The following is a 12,760-nucleotide window of genomic DNA, read 5'->3' on the forward strand; positions in this document are numbered from 1 at the left end:
AAGGATGGCATCGGTGCTGTCGCCATCTGGTGAGCTTTTGAGCGTGGCGACGCTACAACAGGTATGACAGTCACCGCGTTTCTCGCTGTCTCACCGACAGTCGAGGGAAGTATGGCGCCCGAAATAGCCAAGGCAGTCGAGGCACTGGAACCGTTCGATGTTGCTTACGAGACGACGGCGATGGGAACGATACTCGAAGCCTCGGAGGTCTCGGAGGTGTTCGCGGCCGCCCAGGCGGCTCACGAGGCCGTCGACAGCGACAGGGTGGGGACATTTCTCAAAATCGACGACAAGCGGGCCACCGACGACCCGGCTGAGGCGAAAGTCGACGCCGTCGAGGAACACCTGGGCCGCGAGGCGACCAGCCAGTAGCCGCAGTCCACGACTTGATAAGGGCGGCGACACGAACGACACTGTATGGAGAGTCTCAACCGGATGGCCATGGAACTTGTTGACGAGGCCATCGACTTCGCGGAGGAGCTCACTATCGACGTACATACGCTCGACAACGAGGCGATGGTCCTGGACTTCGGCGTCGAACTGCCGGGGGCCATCGAGGCAGGGCTGTTGCTCGCGGAGATCGGGACCGCCGGGCTGGCAACCGTCCAGAGCAGCGTCGACGAGATTGCCGGAGCACCGCTTACACACGTCGAGGTGACGACCGACCACCCGGCGCTTGCGCTGCTGTGCTCGGGGAAGGCTGGCTGGGAACTACAGACAGAGAGCTTCCAGGGGCTCGGCAGTGGACCGGCGCGCGCACTCGTCGCCGAAGAGGACATCTACGAGCGCGTCGGCTTCCAAGACGCATTCGAGTTCGCTGTCCTCGCCGTCGAGGCAGAGCAACTGCCCGACGAAGAGGTCGTCGCGGCCGTCGCATCGCGGGCTGACGTGCCAGAAGGCGGCGTCTTTCTCCCGACGTTCTCGACAGCGAGTGTGACCGGTAGCGTCCTCGCGGCATCGCGTGCAGCCGAGCTAGCGGTTTTCCGTCTCTCGGAGCTGGGCTATGACCCGCTCGACGTGCTCTCTGTCAGTGGGTCGGCGCCTGTCGCGCCAGTCGCCCACGATGAGGCGACGGCGATGGCCCGGACGAACGACGCTGTCGCCTACGGCGGCCAGGTCCACCTCGTCGTCGACCAGCCCTTCGACCACTTCGACGAGGTCGTCTCGACGGCTGGCACCGAACACGGCGACCCCTTCGTCGACATCTTCGAGTCCGTCGACTGGGCGTACGACCAGCTTCCGGTCGAGCTGTTTGCGCCGGCACAGGTCACCGTCGACGTCAGAGGCGGCGACACACACGTCTACGGTGAGCGCGACGAGGCTACCCTGGCCGAGAGTTTCGGACTCTAATGCGGTACAGACAGCTCCCACCCGCGGGGGACTGGTCGACTATCGAGGCCGTCTGGCAGTCCGTACCCACAGACCCCGCCGAGACAACCGACTGCTGTGCCCGGCTCTGTGACCGCACCGCCGTCGAGCGCCGTGAGCACGCGAGCGAATGGCTCGTTTTCCTCTCTGCGCTTGGCTGTGTCACAGACGACGGCGACGGCTACTATCGGAGCGTCGACTCGCTCGATACCGAGGCGCTCGGCGACCGATTCGAGACGCAGGTCTTCGGGGTCTCGGAAGTTCTCGCTGTTCTCGACGCCGAAGACGGGCCACTCACGACGGCGGCAATTCGTTCACGTCTCGAGGACGACCCTCTCCGGGGCATCGAGCGCGCCCGCGAAGGGTACCTCGCTCGACTCCTCGCCTGGGGTGTCGTCTTCGAACGGTTCACAGCCGACGGCGCTGGCTACACCGCCGGGGCCGCCTGAGTCAGGACTCGGTAGGCTCGCGTCTCGCTCGCAGCGAGGTCCGCAGGTCGGTCAACGTCCGCCAGCCAAGCGCAAGACCGCTGAGTAACAACGTGACACCGAATACCTGCGAGACGACCGGAAGCGCGTCTTCACGCCGGTCGACTGCAAGTACTTCGATACTCGCCGAGCGCACGCTGTCGCCGGTCGCGACGGTGTAGTTGTACTCACCAGCAGGCGCACCCCCGGGTGCGAGGGTGAGTGTCACCGACGCCGTCTCGTTGGGGCCGACCGTCTGCTCGGTCGAATCGACGACTTCACCGTCGAACGCGAGCGCGACGGGCGCAGTCGCGGTCACGTTACCCGTGTTCCGTACCGATGCGATGACCTCGATGTCGTCGTCCGCCCAGACGGTTTCGGGGCTATCGAGCCCCGATATCTGGTGTGCTGGCCGGTCGACGATGGTCGTCGTCTGTTCGAAGCGCTGGTCTCCGACAGTGACGACTGTAGAGCGACGACCGGTCTCGTTCGGCGCGGCAAACGAGGCGACCACGTCCCGTCCCTCATCGGGACCGAGTTCGACCGTCGCCTGGAAGGGACTGTCGGCAGTCTCCCAGTCAGGCTCGACGGTCACTGTCGTGCTGTCTGGCTCGTCACCCGGGTTGACAAGCGTGACTCGGGCCTCGACGCGCTCTTTGGCAGCGACCGCTGCAGAGACATTCGTATCGACGACCGAGAGGCCGCTCGCGTTCCCGGTGGGTGTGCCCCCGCGGTCTGTAAGCCAGTCGTGGTGGCCCTCGATGCCGAGGCGCACACGAGAGTCGACACTATCGCCGCCCAACGGGTCAGTGATGACCGTCACTGCCCCCGTAACCTCCCCCGAAAAGGCGTTCACACGCCATCGTTCGGTTCCGTTCTCGGCCCCGAGCGCCAGCACCTCGCCCTCCGTGGTACCGGCGTACAGCGTCTCACCGGCGGTCGTCGGTGCCAGTAGCGTCTGGTTCTGTTCCAGCCGCCAGCGCTCGCTCCCGGTACTTGCGTTGAGCGCCGTCACGGTCGACGCGGCGCTGGTGACCGGCGACTGGCCGACGAGATACACCGACGCGCTCGACTCGTTGCCGCCAGATGCGCCGACTACCGGCGGATAAAACTGCGCCGCTTCCTCTCGGTATCTGAGGCTCTCTTCCCCACTTTCGGGTGCCAGTCCGTACAGGAACTCCCGCGCGCCGGTGACGTACACCATCGAGTCACCGGTCACGTTAGCCGTGTCGTCGTGAGCCAGTGGTTTGCTCCCGTTGAGGACGACCGGCGGCGACATTCCGCCGGAGACGACGCTGTCGAACCGCCAGCGAGTCTCACCAGTCTCGGGGTCGAGAGCGTACAGCGCCGAATTCCCGGCGACGAGCAGCGAGTCGGCTTCCGGGTCGACGTTCGGAACGCCACTGGAGTAGAAGGTCTCGTCGTCGTCAGTTTTCTGCCAGACTGTTTCACCGTTTGCCACATCGTGTGCCGAAACAACGCCGTCGAGCCCACCGACGTAGACGACACCGTCGAGCACTGTCGGTGCCCCTGCGACGCTCGTCGAGGTCCCGACGCGCCACCGCCTCTCTCCAGTCGTCGCGTCTAGTGCGACCAACTCCTCGCCGTCACTGAAATAGACCGACCCGTTGACTACGCTGAGGCGTGTACTTGTGCTGTAGAAGATGTCGTAGTGAGACGAATTTCCTGTGATGTTGGTGTAACTCCACTGGCGGTCGCCGGTCAGTGCATCCACCGCGTACACCCCTGAGACAGACCTGACGTAGACGGTTCCATTTGCCACGATCGGCGTCCGGAGCCGGTCGTTTAGCTCTGTTGTCCACAGTGTTTCGCCACTCTTGCCGGCGAGTGCCTTGAGCGTCCCCGCTCGCGTTCCGGCGTACACCGTCGTTCCCCAGGGAATTCCTGTCGGCTCCTGGCTCTCCCATTCGGCGGGCCCGACGGCTATCTCGCGGTCCAGCCCACTATCGAATGTCGTGACGCGCGATTCGGGTGCGCTTTCTGCCTCCAGAAAGGGGAGTCCGAACACCAGAACGGCAACTGCGCCGGCGACCAAGACGAGCGATACCGCTCCCAGGGCCGCGTGTGCCCACAGCCACCTGTCACGGGACTGCTCCCAGGCCGGACCACGCAAGTCGACATCGAAGTAGCCGTCCCAGAGCTGTGCCCCACCGGCAGAGTCACAGCCGTATACGAGCCGGTGACGGATGTCTTCGGCATCGACGAGTGTGAGTTCGGTACCTCCAATCGTCGCCGCCTCGCCGTCTTCGAGACGGGGCGAGACAACGCGGTCGACCTGGCCTGTCGGTGGCGGCTCGTATCGAAATCGGGCGAGGCGACCCGGCGGCAACACCAGCAAACGCCGCTTGCGCCCGTTCCGGGTGCAGACGACAGTATCGCCCTCGACTGCGGTTTCCCACCCGGCGAGTGACCAGAGCTCCCGAACGAACGACCGGAAGTCCTCGTGGTCGAGCGTCTGCAGCTGGTCTGCGAACGCCGATGTGGGAATAGTTGGCATTAGCGCCCACTCGGACCTGGAGGGAAAAAGGCATATCGTTACGACAGTCGGCAGATTAGAGGCCGTGGATGTCTTCTTCAGCTTCGAGCAGTTCGTGGTAACGGTTCCGAATCGTCACTTCTGAGATATTCGCCACCTCGCTGACCTCGCTTTGTGTCACCTTCTCGTTGGTCAACAGCGAGGCCGCGTACACAGCGGCCGCCGCCAGACCGACCGGTGACTTGCCGGAGTGGACGCCCTGCTCTTTGGCGGTGCCGAGCAACTGGCGTGCGCGGCGCTCGACTTCTTCGGAGAGCGTTAGCTCCGAGACGAACCGGGGGACGTAGCTTTCGGGGTCGGCCGGTTCGATTTCGAGCTGGAGTTCTCGGACGACGTAGCGGTAGGTGCGGGCGATTTCGTCTTTCTCGACGCGCGACACCTGCGTTAGTTCGTCGAGCGAGCGTGGCGTACTGGCCTTGCGGGCGGCAGCATACAGCGACGCCGTCGCCACGCCCTCGATAGAGCGACCGGGGAGGAGGTCGTCTTCGAGCGCGCGGCGATAGATGACACTCGCGGTCTCGCGGACGTTCTCGGGGAGGCCAAGCGCAGAGGCCATCCGGTCGATTTCACCGAGCGCCTGCTTGAGGTTGCGCTCTCGTGAGTCACGGGTACGGAACCGCTCGTTCCAGGTTCGCAGCCGTTGCATCTTCTCGCGCTGTCGGCTCGACAGTGCGTTGCCGTAGGCGTCTTTGTCCTGCCAGCCGATGTTCGTCGACAGCCCTTTGTCGTGCATCATCTGCGTCGTTGGTGCACCGACACGGGATTTCTCGTCTTTTTCACGGGAATCGAACGCCCGCCACTCCGGACCGGGGTCGATTTCGTCTTCCTCGACGACGAGACCACAGTCTTCACAGACCGTCTCGCCGTGTTCAGCATCCGACGTGAGCGTGCCGCCACACTCTGGACAGGCGACTGTCTCCTCACCGGAGCGTTCAGATTCCTCTTCGGTCTCGTTCTCGCTTTCGCGCGCGTATCGTCTCGTAGTGGTATCGGTCATGGTGGACTGGGGATCGGGCTTGTGCCCGCGGAAAACGTCTTCCTGTACTCAATATGTTGGCTCTTTCAGAACTTAAATCTTTTCCAGAATTGCAGATTTCATTCATACTCGGTAAAAAAATGTTCTTGGTAATCGATAGTTAACTGAGCGATTTCGATAACACGCAGCGAAGAGCGGCGACTCAGTCGTCGACGCTCTCGGCGAGTTCGGTGGCACTCGATAGGTCGAGTGTCCCCCCGATGGTGCGGTTCGGGTACGGGATGTTGATGTCTTCCTCGTCGAAGCGCTCTTTGACTGCTTGGACGTATTCGCCACGCGTTGCGACGAAATCTCCTCGGTTTGGGTTCGCAATCCAGACTCGCGCCTGAAGTGCAACGTCGGAGTCGCCAAGCTCGACCAGTCGGACCGACGGCCCTGGGTCATCCAGGATCTCGTCGTGGCGTTCGGCCTCCTCGACGATAATCTCGGTCGCTGTGTCGATGTTGTCGTCGTAGCCGATACCGAAGTTGAACTTGAGTCGGAGCTTATCGTTCGCAACGGGGTTTTTGACGGCGTTGTCTGTGAGGTGCGCGTTTGGTACCGTCACCAGTTCGTTATCGAACGTCCGGACACGTGTCACGCGGAGGCTGATATCCTCGACGACGCCAGCGTTGTCGTTCCACTCTATCCAGTCGCCGATGCGGAACGGGCGGTCGGCGAAGATAAATATTCCCGCCACGAAGTTCTGAATCACCTTCTGGAGTGCGAAACCGATAGCGAGCGTCGCTGCGGCGCCGATTGTCGCCAGTGACTCCAGAAAGCTGCCAAATCCGGCTATCCCGAACGCGACCGACAGCGCGACGAACAAGATTGCGAAATTCGTGAGCTTTTTCAGCGGCCTCTTCGCGTGACTATCGAGCCCTCGGGCGTTCATCGCTCGATTTGCAACCGGCGTGATGACTGTTCGGCCGAGATAGAACAGGAGGAGCAGGGTGCCGAAAAACACGACTGCCTGTGCAACTGTGTCTGCCCACGGCACGTTTGCGTCGCTGAGCAGGTCTGCAACGGGCGTCGTGGCTGCAAACCCATCGGTCAGACGACCCAGCCCACTCATCGCTCTATCACCGCGGTATGACCCCTGGTTTCGACAGCGGTTGCGTCGACACGGTCTGCGAGTTCACCTGCGAGCTCCTCCGTATCAGTCCCACCACGCGCCGACCGGTGGAACTTCACCTTCACGTACCGCTGGTTTTCCAGCTGTGTTTCTAGCTCGTCGATAACAGGCTCAATTCCATTCTTGCCGACCCAGACCGTCACATCGAGGGTATGCATCTTTTCTCGGCGTTTGTCAGCACTCATTGGTGTACGTATTCTGGGCTATCGCCCTTTATATTTGGGCAAACACATCGCCCCGATTCAGCTACTCGTACGGATACCGGTCGTGTTCGCCACAGTCACACGTCACGACGACGTGCCCATCCTGTAGCCGGACACGCGCGTTCGTGCCTGGAACCAGCGCCACATCACAGCGGTCACAGGTGAACCGGAGGAACTTACGGGGAAGACGTAGCCGGTTTCGCTCGGCGAGACGGCGCGCTCTACGGACGTAGCGACGGGCGCGGTCGTCGCAGCCCTGACGAACGGCCTCTCGTGCTAGGTCATGTAACCGCTCGATTCGTTCCGCTGCGATACTCACGCCTTATCTATCGCCTGGTTTCCCACGTATAGCTTCCGTTCTCGACCACGAAACTCTGACAGTGAAAAATAATATTCAGCAAATACAACAGCATACTTTTATAGTATCACGTGGCAGTGGCTCGTACCGATGCGACTTCCAACGGGCACCGATACGGTCGTGATGGTAGGGGTAGGTATCGCACTTGTCGTATATCTTGGCGTGGGTGTTGGGGCCGTGACGGCGACGGAGGGGCCGTTAGCCGACGCGGGACTCGACCAGACTGTGACGGCGGGAGATACGGTCTATCTCGACGCTGGCGGCTCGACTGCTCCAGACGGGGATATTCAGTCGTACGAATGGGAGATCGAGGCACCCAGCGGAACGACAATCGAACCGGAGTGTTCGACGTGTGCCAAAACCTCGTTTGCCACGAACGATTCCGGCAAGTACACAGTCTCTGTTACTGTGACCGATGACGAGGGGCGCAGCGATACGGACACGTTGTACGTGACCGCCGAACCGTACGACCCACCCGAAGTAACGGTAAATGGGCCGTCGACAGTTACTGTCGGCGAACGGCGGACGGTTTCGATGTCTGTCACCGCCTCAGCGGAACCGATGTCGTCGGTTCTCTGGCACCACAATGGAGATCACCACACGAGCGCGACTCTGTCGGCTGACTGGTCAGCCACTCATCAGGTGAATATAAGTTTCGCCGAGCCGGGCATCCACGAGATTAATGCGACTGTCGTCGACGACAAGGGGTATCAGGCAAGCGATGGCGCTACTGTCCGCGTCGTCCCGCCAGAGCCCTATCTGGCAGTGAGCATCACAGATATCAACAACACTGTCCAGACGGGAGACACGCTCGTCGTCACAGCGAGTGTCGAGAACACGGGTAAAGCGCAGGCTACGCAGTCGATGTCACTCACTCGCAACGGAACCGGTGTCGATGATACCACTGTCTCTCTTGGCTCCGGTGCGAGACAGACGCTCCGATTTGCCTGGCAAGCCGCCGAGAGCGACGAGGGGACATACGAATTCGGGGTTCACTCTGCTAACGAGAGCGAAACCCGGTATGTAACTGTGAATGGGGCGGGCAGTGACGCCGGAAACGCTGACAGTATCCCTGACGGTGGGGAAATCAGCCCCCCTGGTTCTGGTACCGGCAAGTCTACCGAAGACCTACTGATAGACAAGGGACAGCTTAGTGCAAAAATAAGGAAGACTACAAAAGGGCTCACTGTTGATATGCAATTCAAGCCACCCGACGACTGGCCTGAACATATTGAATCCGTTGATATTGACCCTGGAAAACACGACGCGATGCTTGTAACGCCAGACGGACGAGAGTTTGACATTCGTGATGACGGTAAAATTCCAGCCAGTGTGTCAAACGTAGAGGAAGGGACTATCAAACTTACACTTAATGATGATGTTTCTTCGCCCGACCACAGCCGAGTCGAAGCAAATGAGGGCGAAACACTCGAAGACGCCGCGGAAGTACCGAGACCAAAAAATAATAACGATAACAATGACGTAGGTTCCAGCGGCCACGACGGTAGACAAAGTATAACGAAATATGATACTTCAGGAACGAGCAACGATGCTATCTCTGACGAGTCTGATAACCAGATAGACATTCCGGCAGGTGCAGTCGGTCCGCCCGATACCACGCACTCTGATACAGACTCGCAGTCGACAACCGAGGCTGACCCTGCTGAGCCGAGTACAGGTGGTATGACACAACCGGATAATAATCCAACAAACAATGTTGGCTACGTTGGACCAGAAACTATTGGGTCTGTCCGCGAACCAGGGTTGGAGCTAGAGCCGACTCCTGACCCTGATAATGGACTCGGGCGCATCGGACCGACGTAGTCGGTTCTTACTCATCTACTCCTTCTTAACTGTCTCTCACTTCTTCGTTCCCCATTCCATGGACATTGAAGCTAGTAACGTGGCGTCACCTCCAACACGTACTCTTGTGGAAGACCGGCTACAATCGAGAACGCACCGGGACAGCCTCTACGTGCATCCGCTGTGTTCAAACGCTATGCCGACATTATTCTTCTCGATACGGTGGGTAGTCTTTGGGATTTATTTCTACGCCACTGTCTCCGTGGTTGTAGAAGTCGATGACGTGGATGCTCGGATTCTCACCGATATACTTATCCGCATACCCCACACCAACACTCAGACGCTCTCGTGCCTGATAGCGGAGTACGTGACCCGTCTCTCTGTCTACAAAAATGCGCGCTTGGCTTTCATTATCAAAATAGTACGTCCCGTTTATCCGCTCAGAGTATCCCCAGTGTGTGATATTAAATACGAGCACCTCTTCCCCCTTGATTTCCTCAGGCGCGGACCAGTTTTTCACTCGTAGGGGTTCCGGCACTGTCGACTCATTAAGTCTACGAGTTCCGACGTACTCTAAAGTAAAGTTATCCATCCCAAAGATACCGTCAATAACGGGTCTGAACGACGGACGATGGTCTGGGTGTTGTGAAAATCCAATATCGTGCGTCGGTTTTATCCAATTTCCATTGAAGTCCCGGTAACGGAGGTCGCCGCTAATATTGACTGCTCGGCTTGGTACATGGTCATCAGACGGGTAAATCCACTTATAATTCCATCTGTATGTCCAATCCCCTTCATCGTATGTACCGTTACCAACAAGTTGGAACTCGTTTCTCTGCAGGTCTTCTATTTCGCTTTCTTTGAGTTTGAGTGTCTCGTCGTCGATGAATCTAAACGATATATGTCGCCACTGCCACTGGAACGTCTCGGTGCTGTTGAAATCTGGAATTGTAAATATTTCAACATTGTCGGTTTGGCCGGGGTCAAAACCAGTAGTGACCGTTGGCATTGTGTGGAATCCGACCTCGGGGATAACGAGCGTGTAGTTGGTGCCCGGTTCGAGACCTGTGGTGGAGTGGTGCTTATTGCCATCGAAGCGGAACTCCCGGACAAGATTTCCACTCTCATTGTAAATCTCGCCTTTTCCACGCACCATTCCAATGCTCTCGTTCTCGGCGTACGTTGTGATAGTGACTCCACGGGGAGATTCGATTGATTGCGAAACATCATCAGGGTCGTAGTCTGGCGTCGGAGTGGGCGTTGGAGAAGGGGTTGGAGTTGCTGTCGGCGTGGGCGTTTGAGTTGCCGTCGGGGTAGCTGTTGCTGTCGGCGTCTTTGTCTCGTCTGTCGTCGGCGTTGGCTCGGACGTGGTGTCCTCGTCTGTTACTCCTGACAGTCCGGCACAGCCAGCCAGCGCGACTAGTACGACTAGAACGATCACTCGACCATGTCTCGGCATGCACTTGCACACTACTCGAAGACTAGTATAAAAATATTCGCACCTCGTATAATTGAATTAATTCGAACAGAATCCCCCTGTGATGGAGCGATAGCGCGTCACCAGTCTTTGCAATCTCGACAGACGAGCGTCCCGCCATCGAACCACTGGCGTTCTGTCGAACTCCCACACTCTTTACAGTCTGTCCCTGCCGGGTCTACGCTGGAAGTCGGCGTGGCAGATTCGGTGCTGGTCGGTGACTCCTCGGTTGGCGCGGCCGTCTGCTCAGTCCCCTCCTTATCGTCACCCTCTCCACCGTCACTGTCGCCGAACTCGTCGAGTGAGGCATCTTCCATACCACGTATTCGTCACTACGGCATCTTATCGATGCTGGTCGCCGCTCGGGCATCAGAACGGACAAGTACTGTGAGTCCAAAGTCCTATACATGAGCGCACTTTCCAAGATTATCGATAGCATCGTCGACATGCCCGGAGAGTTCGCCGACGTCGCTGCACAGGGTCCCGCCGAGGGGCTCTTGCTGGCGTTCGGGGCACTCTTTGTCGTTCTCCCGTCCGTTGCGCTTGGATACCTGGTACTCGGAGCCGGACTCGACCTCGTCACGCCGAGTGGGACAGAGATTCGACATCCATAACGGCAAGCGCTTCGCCAATATCCGGGCCGACTGGCGATCCGATAACAACGCTATCTGCTGTTTCTAACAACTCGTTCAGCCGTTCCGTCACCGCGTCCGGGTCACCGGCGACACAGAACGCATCGAGCATCTGATCGCTGACAGCTTCGAAGGCCGCAGTAAACTCGCCAGCAGAGATGGCTTCTTGAATCTCGCTGGCGCGCTGCTGGTCGATGTCGTGGCGGGCAAGCACGGGGGGCGGTGCTCCGGCCGCGATGAACGCAGTCGGGGGACGGGCCGCATCGCGGGCGGCATCAGCGTCAGCAGCAACACTCACACTCGCGTACGCAGCGAAGTCGAACGCAGTCACACGGTCTGGCCCGCCTGCCGTCGTCTCGTCGCGCTCAGCCAGCCCCTCTTCGATGCGCTCGGCCGCCCACTCGATATCCCGGGGGTGTGAACCGTTGAACAGCACGCCGTCGGCGTACTTTGCGGCCATCCGCGTCATATGCGGCCCCTGTGCGCCGACGTAGACCGGTATCTCGCCTGGCGTGTAGTTCAGCCCTGCGTCGGTCGCGTTGAAGGTCCCGTCGTGGTCGACGCGGTTGCCGTCCCAGAGTCGGCGAGACACTCGCAGCGTTTCGAGAACACGCCGAAGCGCGTTGTCGTGGTCGAATCCGAGGTTTTCGAGCGTCGAGCGGTCGCCAGCACCGACGCCGAACACGCCGCGACCGTCGGCGAGTTCGTCCAGTGTCGCCATCCGAGACGCCAGCGAGACCGGATGTGTCTCGTAGGGGTTCGTGATACCCGGCCCAATCGCTACCTCCTCGGTCGCCCCAGCGATAGCCGCCAGCGCAGCGAACTCATCGCGGTTGTTGTAGTGGTGGCTACAAAATACGGTATCGAATCCGCTGTCCGTGGCAGCTTTGGCGTACTCGACGACCTCTGGAACCGGCGCCTCGGGCGTTAGCTCAATCCCCAGCATACGACCACTCCTTGAGCGCCGCTCTGATAATATCGTCCTCGTGCTCCCGGAACAGGTCGTCGCTCCCGTCGAAATCGCCAAACTCCCAGTCGCTGATGACAGCGACCGGCGTGCCGCCGGCTCCTTCGCCGGTAACGAGGTTCGCCGTCGCGGCGAGCTCATCGACGACAGCCTGGACCGTCACACCCATCTCCCGCCCGTCGCGGTCGAGCCGTCCCCGCCAATCCCTGGCAGCGGGCATTCCGGCCCAACCGAGTGCGACCCCGCGCTGGCCGTACCGGAACGGCCGTCCAGAGGTATCGGTCACGATAACCGGGGCATCGAGCGCGTCGTGCAGGCGCTGGGCGCTGGCTGTGGGGTCCTCTGGCAACAATAACAGGTCCGAATCCGGAACGTTCGACCGGTCGATACCCGCGTTGACGGTGATGTGACCGAACCGCGTCACTGCGAGCATAAACGGTGCCTCGAGCAACAATTCCTCGCTCTCTTCGAGCACTGCCTGTGCGAACCGCGGGTCTTTCTGCTCGCCGGCGATGTCACCAATCGTGTCCGCGATTGCCCTGGCACGGTCACCTGCCGGAAAGTCGGCGAGGTCGGCCTGCCTGCCTTCGGCTTTCGAGACGATAGTGCTCGCGACACAGACGACGTCGTCGGTGCCGAGTTCGACCCGGTCCTCAACGAGCGCGGCAATGTCGTCGCCGGGCTCAATTTCGGGCAACCCCTCCACGGCGAAGACGTTCATGGTTCTCTCTGGGGGAGCGACTCTCAAAAGGTGATTGGTCGGGTCGGAATCCGCCGC

General features: G+C 60.1%; 14 protein-coding genes. 5 read left to right on the forward strand and 9 right to left on the reverse strand.

Annotated features, from left to right (window positions below; genetic code table 11):
• Window positions 1-63: 63 nt before the first annotated feature.
• The 3 genes from BLR34_RS01080 to BLR34_RS01090 are packed head-to-tail and all read left to right on the forward strand — an operon-like array spanning window position 64 to window position 1,817.
• Window positions 64-372: a thiamine-binding protein gene (locus BLR34_RS01080; protein WP_092698550.1), complete on the forward strand. Its 309-nt coding sequence runs from the start codon at window positions 64-66 to the stop codon at window positions 370-372.
• Window positions 373-417: 45 nt separating this feature from the next.
• Entirely contained in the window at window positions 418-1,350 is a 933-nt protein-coding gene (gene mch / locus BLR34_RS01085; protein WP_092698552.1) for a methenyltetrahydromethanopterin cyclohydrolase, read from the forward strand.
• The gene (locus tag BLR34_RS01090; protein ID WP_092698554.1) at window positions 1,350-1,817 is read left to right on the forward strand and encodes a double winged helix-containing putative transcriptional regulator; all 468 of its coding nucleotides are present in this window, start codon (window positions 1,350-1,352) and stop codon (window positions 1,815-1,817) included. Before mch ends, BLR34_RS01090 begins: the two co-directional genes overlap by 1 nt.
• 1 nt (window position 1,818) lies before the next feature.
• Here the strand turns inward: BLR34_RS01090 and BLR34_RS01095 are convergent, their stop codons facing one another.
• The 5 genes from BLR34_RS01095 to BLR34_RS01115 all read right to left on the reverse strand — a co-directional run bounded on the left by BLR34_RS01095 (window position 1,819) and on the right by BLR34_RS01115 (window position 7,064).
• On the reverse strand, window positions 1,819-4,353 hold the full coding sequence (locus BLR34_RS01095) for an outer membrane protein assembly factor BamB family protein (protein ID WP_092698556.1): 2,535 nt from the start codon (window positions 4,351-4,353) through the stop codon (window positions 1,819-1,821).
• Between the two features lie 55 nt (window positions 4,354-4,408).
• Window positions 4,409-5,389, reverse strand: coding sequence for a transcription initiation factor IIB (locus BLR34_RS01100; RefSeq protein ID WP_092698558.1), 981 nt, complete (start codon window positions 5,387-5,389; stop codon window positions 4,409-4,411).
• Window positions 5,390-5,570: 181 nt separating this feature from the next.
• A complete protein-coding gene (locus BLR34_RS01105) occupies window positions 5,571-6,482 on the reverse strand; it encodes a mechanosensitive ion channel family protein (RefSeq protein ID WP_092698560.1) in 912 nt (303 codons plus the stop codon).
• Window positions 6,479-6,727 carry a YhbY family RNA-binding protein gene (locus BLR34_RS01110; RefSeq protein ID WP_092698563.1) on the reverse strand — a complete coding sequence of 83 codons (249 nt, stop codon included), beginning with the start codon at window positions 6,725-6,727 and terminating at the stop codon, window positions 6,479-6,481. The genes BLR34_RS01105 and BLR34_RS01110 overlap by 4 nt, the downstream gene beginning before the upstream one ends.
• 61 nt (window positions 6,728-6,788) lie before the next feature.
• Window positions 6,789-7,064, reverse strand: coding sequence for a ribonuclease P protein component 4 (locus tag BLR34_RS01115; RefSeq protein ID WP_092698565.1), 276 nt, complete (start codon window positions 7,062-7,064; stop codon window positions 6,789-6,791).
• A gap of 162 nt (window positions 7,065-7,226) precedes the next feature.
• On the opposite strand from BLR34_RS01115, the gene BLR34_RS01120 reads away from it, so the two are divergent.
• Window positions 7,227-8,927: a PKD domain-containing protein gene (locus BLR34_RS01120; protein WP_281240899.1), complete on the forward strand. Its 1,701-nt coding sequence runs from the start codon at window positions 7,227-7,229 to the stop codon at window positions 8,925-8,927.
• 184 nt (window positions 8,928-9,111) lie between these two features.
• Here the strand turns inward: BLR34_RS01120 and BLR34_RS01125 are convergent, their stop codons facing one another.
• Window positions 9,112-10,365: a hypothetical protein gene (locus BLR34_RS01125; protein ID WP_092698569.1), complete on the reverse strand. Its 1,254-nt coding sequence runs from the start codon at window positions 10,363-10,365 to the stop codon at window positions 9,112-9,114.
• A gap of 98 nt (window positions 10,366-10,463) precedes the next feature.
• The gene (locus BLR34_RS01130) at window positions 10,464-10,700 is read right to left on the reverse strand and encodes a DUF7573 domain-containing protein (RefSeq protein WP_092698570.1); all 237 of its coding nucleotides are present in this window, start codon (window positions 10,698-10,700) and stop codon (window positions 10,464-10,466) included.
• A 90-nt stretch (window positions 10,701-10,790) separates the two neighbouring features.
• Here BLR34_RS01130 and BLR34_RS01135 point away from each other — a divergent pair, with 90 nt between their 5' ends.
• The gene (locus BLR34_RS01135) at window positions 10,791-10,997 is read left to right on the forward strand and encodes a DUF8024 family protein (RefSeq protein WP_092698572.1); all 207 of its coding nucleotides are present in this window, start codon (window positions 10,791-10,793) and stop codon (window positions 10,995-10,997) included.
• Here BLR34_RS01135 and BLR34_RS01140 read toward each other — a convergent pair.
• Both BLR34_RS01140 and BLR34_RS01145 read right to left on the reverse strand, forming a co-directional pair.
• Window positions 10,963-11,961, reverse strand: a complete 999-nt coding sequence (locus BLR34_RS01140) for a 5,10-methylenetetrahydromethanopterin reductase (protein WP_092698574.1) — start codon at window positions 11,959-11,961, stop codon at window positions 10,963-10,965. The genes BLR34_RS01135 and BLR34_RS01140 overlap by 35 nt on opposite strands.
• Window positions 11,948-12,703 (reverse strand): coenzyme F420-0:L-glutamate ligase, encoded by a 756-nt coding sequence (locus BLR34_RS01145; RefSeq protein ID WP_092698576.1) that lies wholly within the window; start codon window positions 12,701-12,703, stop codon window positions 11,948-11,950. The genes BLR34_RS01140 and BLR34_RS01145 overlap by 14 nt, the downstream gene beginning before the upstream one ends.
• Between the last annotated feature and the right edge of the window lie 57 nt (window positions 12,704-12,760).

This window comes from Halovenus aranensis, from assembly GCF_900100385.1.
Classification (GTDB): domain Archaea; phylum Halobacteriota; class Halobacteria; order Halobacteriales; family Haloarculaceae; genus Halovenus; species Halovenus aranensis.

Excerpts from the sequence above, each read along its gene's own strand:
- BLR34_RS01080 (WP_092698550.1), top strand. The coding sequence starts at position 64 with ATGACAGTCACCGCGTTTCTCGCTGTCTCACCGACAGTCGAGGGAAGT.
- mch (WP_092698552.1), top strand. The coding sequence starts at position 418 with ATGGAGAGTCTCAACCGGATGGCCATGGAACTTGTTGACGAGGCCATC.
- BLR34_RS01090 (WP_092698554.1), top strand. The coding sequence starts at position 1,350 with ATGCGGTACAGACAGCTCCCACCCGCGGGGGACTGGTCGACTATCGAG.
- BLR34_RS01095 (WP_092698556.1), bottom strand. The coding sequence starts at position 4,353 with ATGCCAACTATTCCCACATCGGCGTTCGCAGACCAGCTGCAGACGCTC.
- BLR34_RS01100 (WP_092698558.1), bottom strand. The coding sequence starts at position 5,389 with ATGACCGATACCACTACGAGACGATACGCGCGCGAAAGCGAGAACGAG.
- BLR34_RS01105 (WP_092698560.1), bottom strand. The coding sequence starts at position 6,482 with ATGAGTGGGCTGGGTCGTCTGACCGATGGGTTTGCAGCCACGACGCCC.
- BLR34_RS01110 (WP_092698563.1), bottom strand. The coding sequence starts at position 6,727 with ATGAGTGCTGACAAACGCCGAGAAAAGATGCATACCCTCGATGTGACG.
- BLR34_RS01120 (WP_281240899.1), top strand. The coding sequence starts at position 7,227 with ATGGTAGGGGTAGGTATCGCACTTGTCGTATATCTTGGCGTGGGTGTT.
- BLR34_RS01125 (WP_092698569.1), bottom strand. The coding sequence starts at position 10,365 with ATGCCGAGACATGGTCGAGTGATCGTTCTAGTCGTACTAGTCGCGCTG.
- BLR34_RS01130 (WP_092698570.1), bottom strand. The coding sequence starts at position 10,700 with ATGGAAGATGCCTCACTCGACGAGTTCGGCGACAGTGACGGTGGAGAG.
- BLR34_RS01135 (WP_092698572.1), top strand. The coding sequence starts at position 10,791 with ATGAGCGCACTTTCCAAGATTATCGATAGCATCGTCGACATGCCCGGA.
- BLR34_RS01140 (WP_092698574.1), bottom strand. The coding sequence starts at position 11,961 with ATGCTGGGGATTGAGCTAACGCCCGAGGCGCCGGTTCCAGAGGTCGTC.
- BLR34_RS01145 (WP_092698576.1), bottom strand. The coding sequence starts at position 12,703 with ATGAACGTCTTCGCCGTGGAGGGGTTGCCCGAAATTGAGCCCGGCGAC.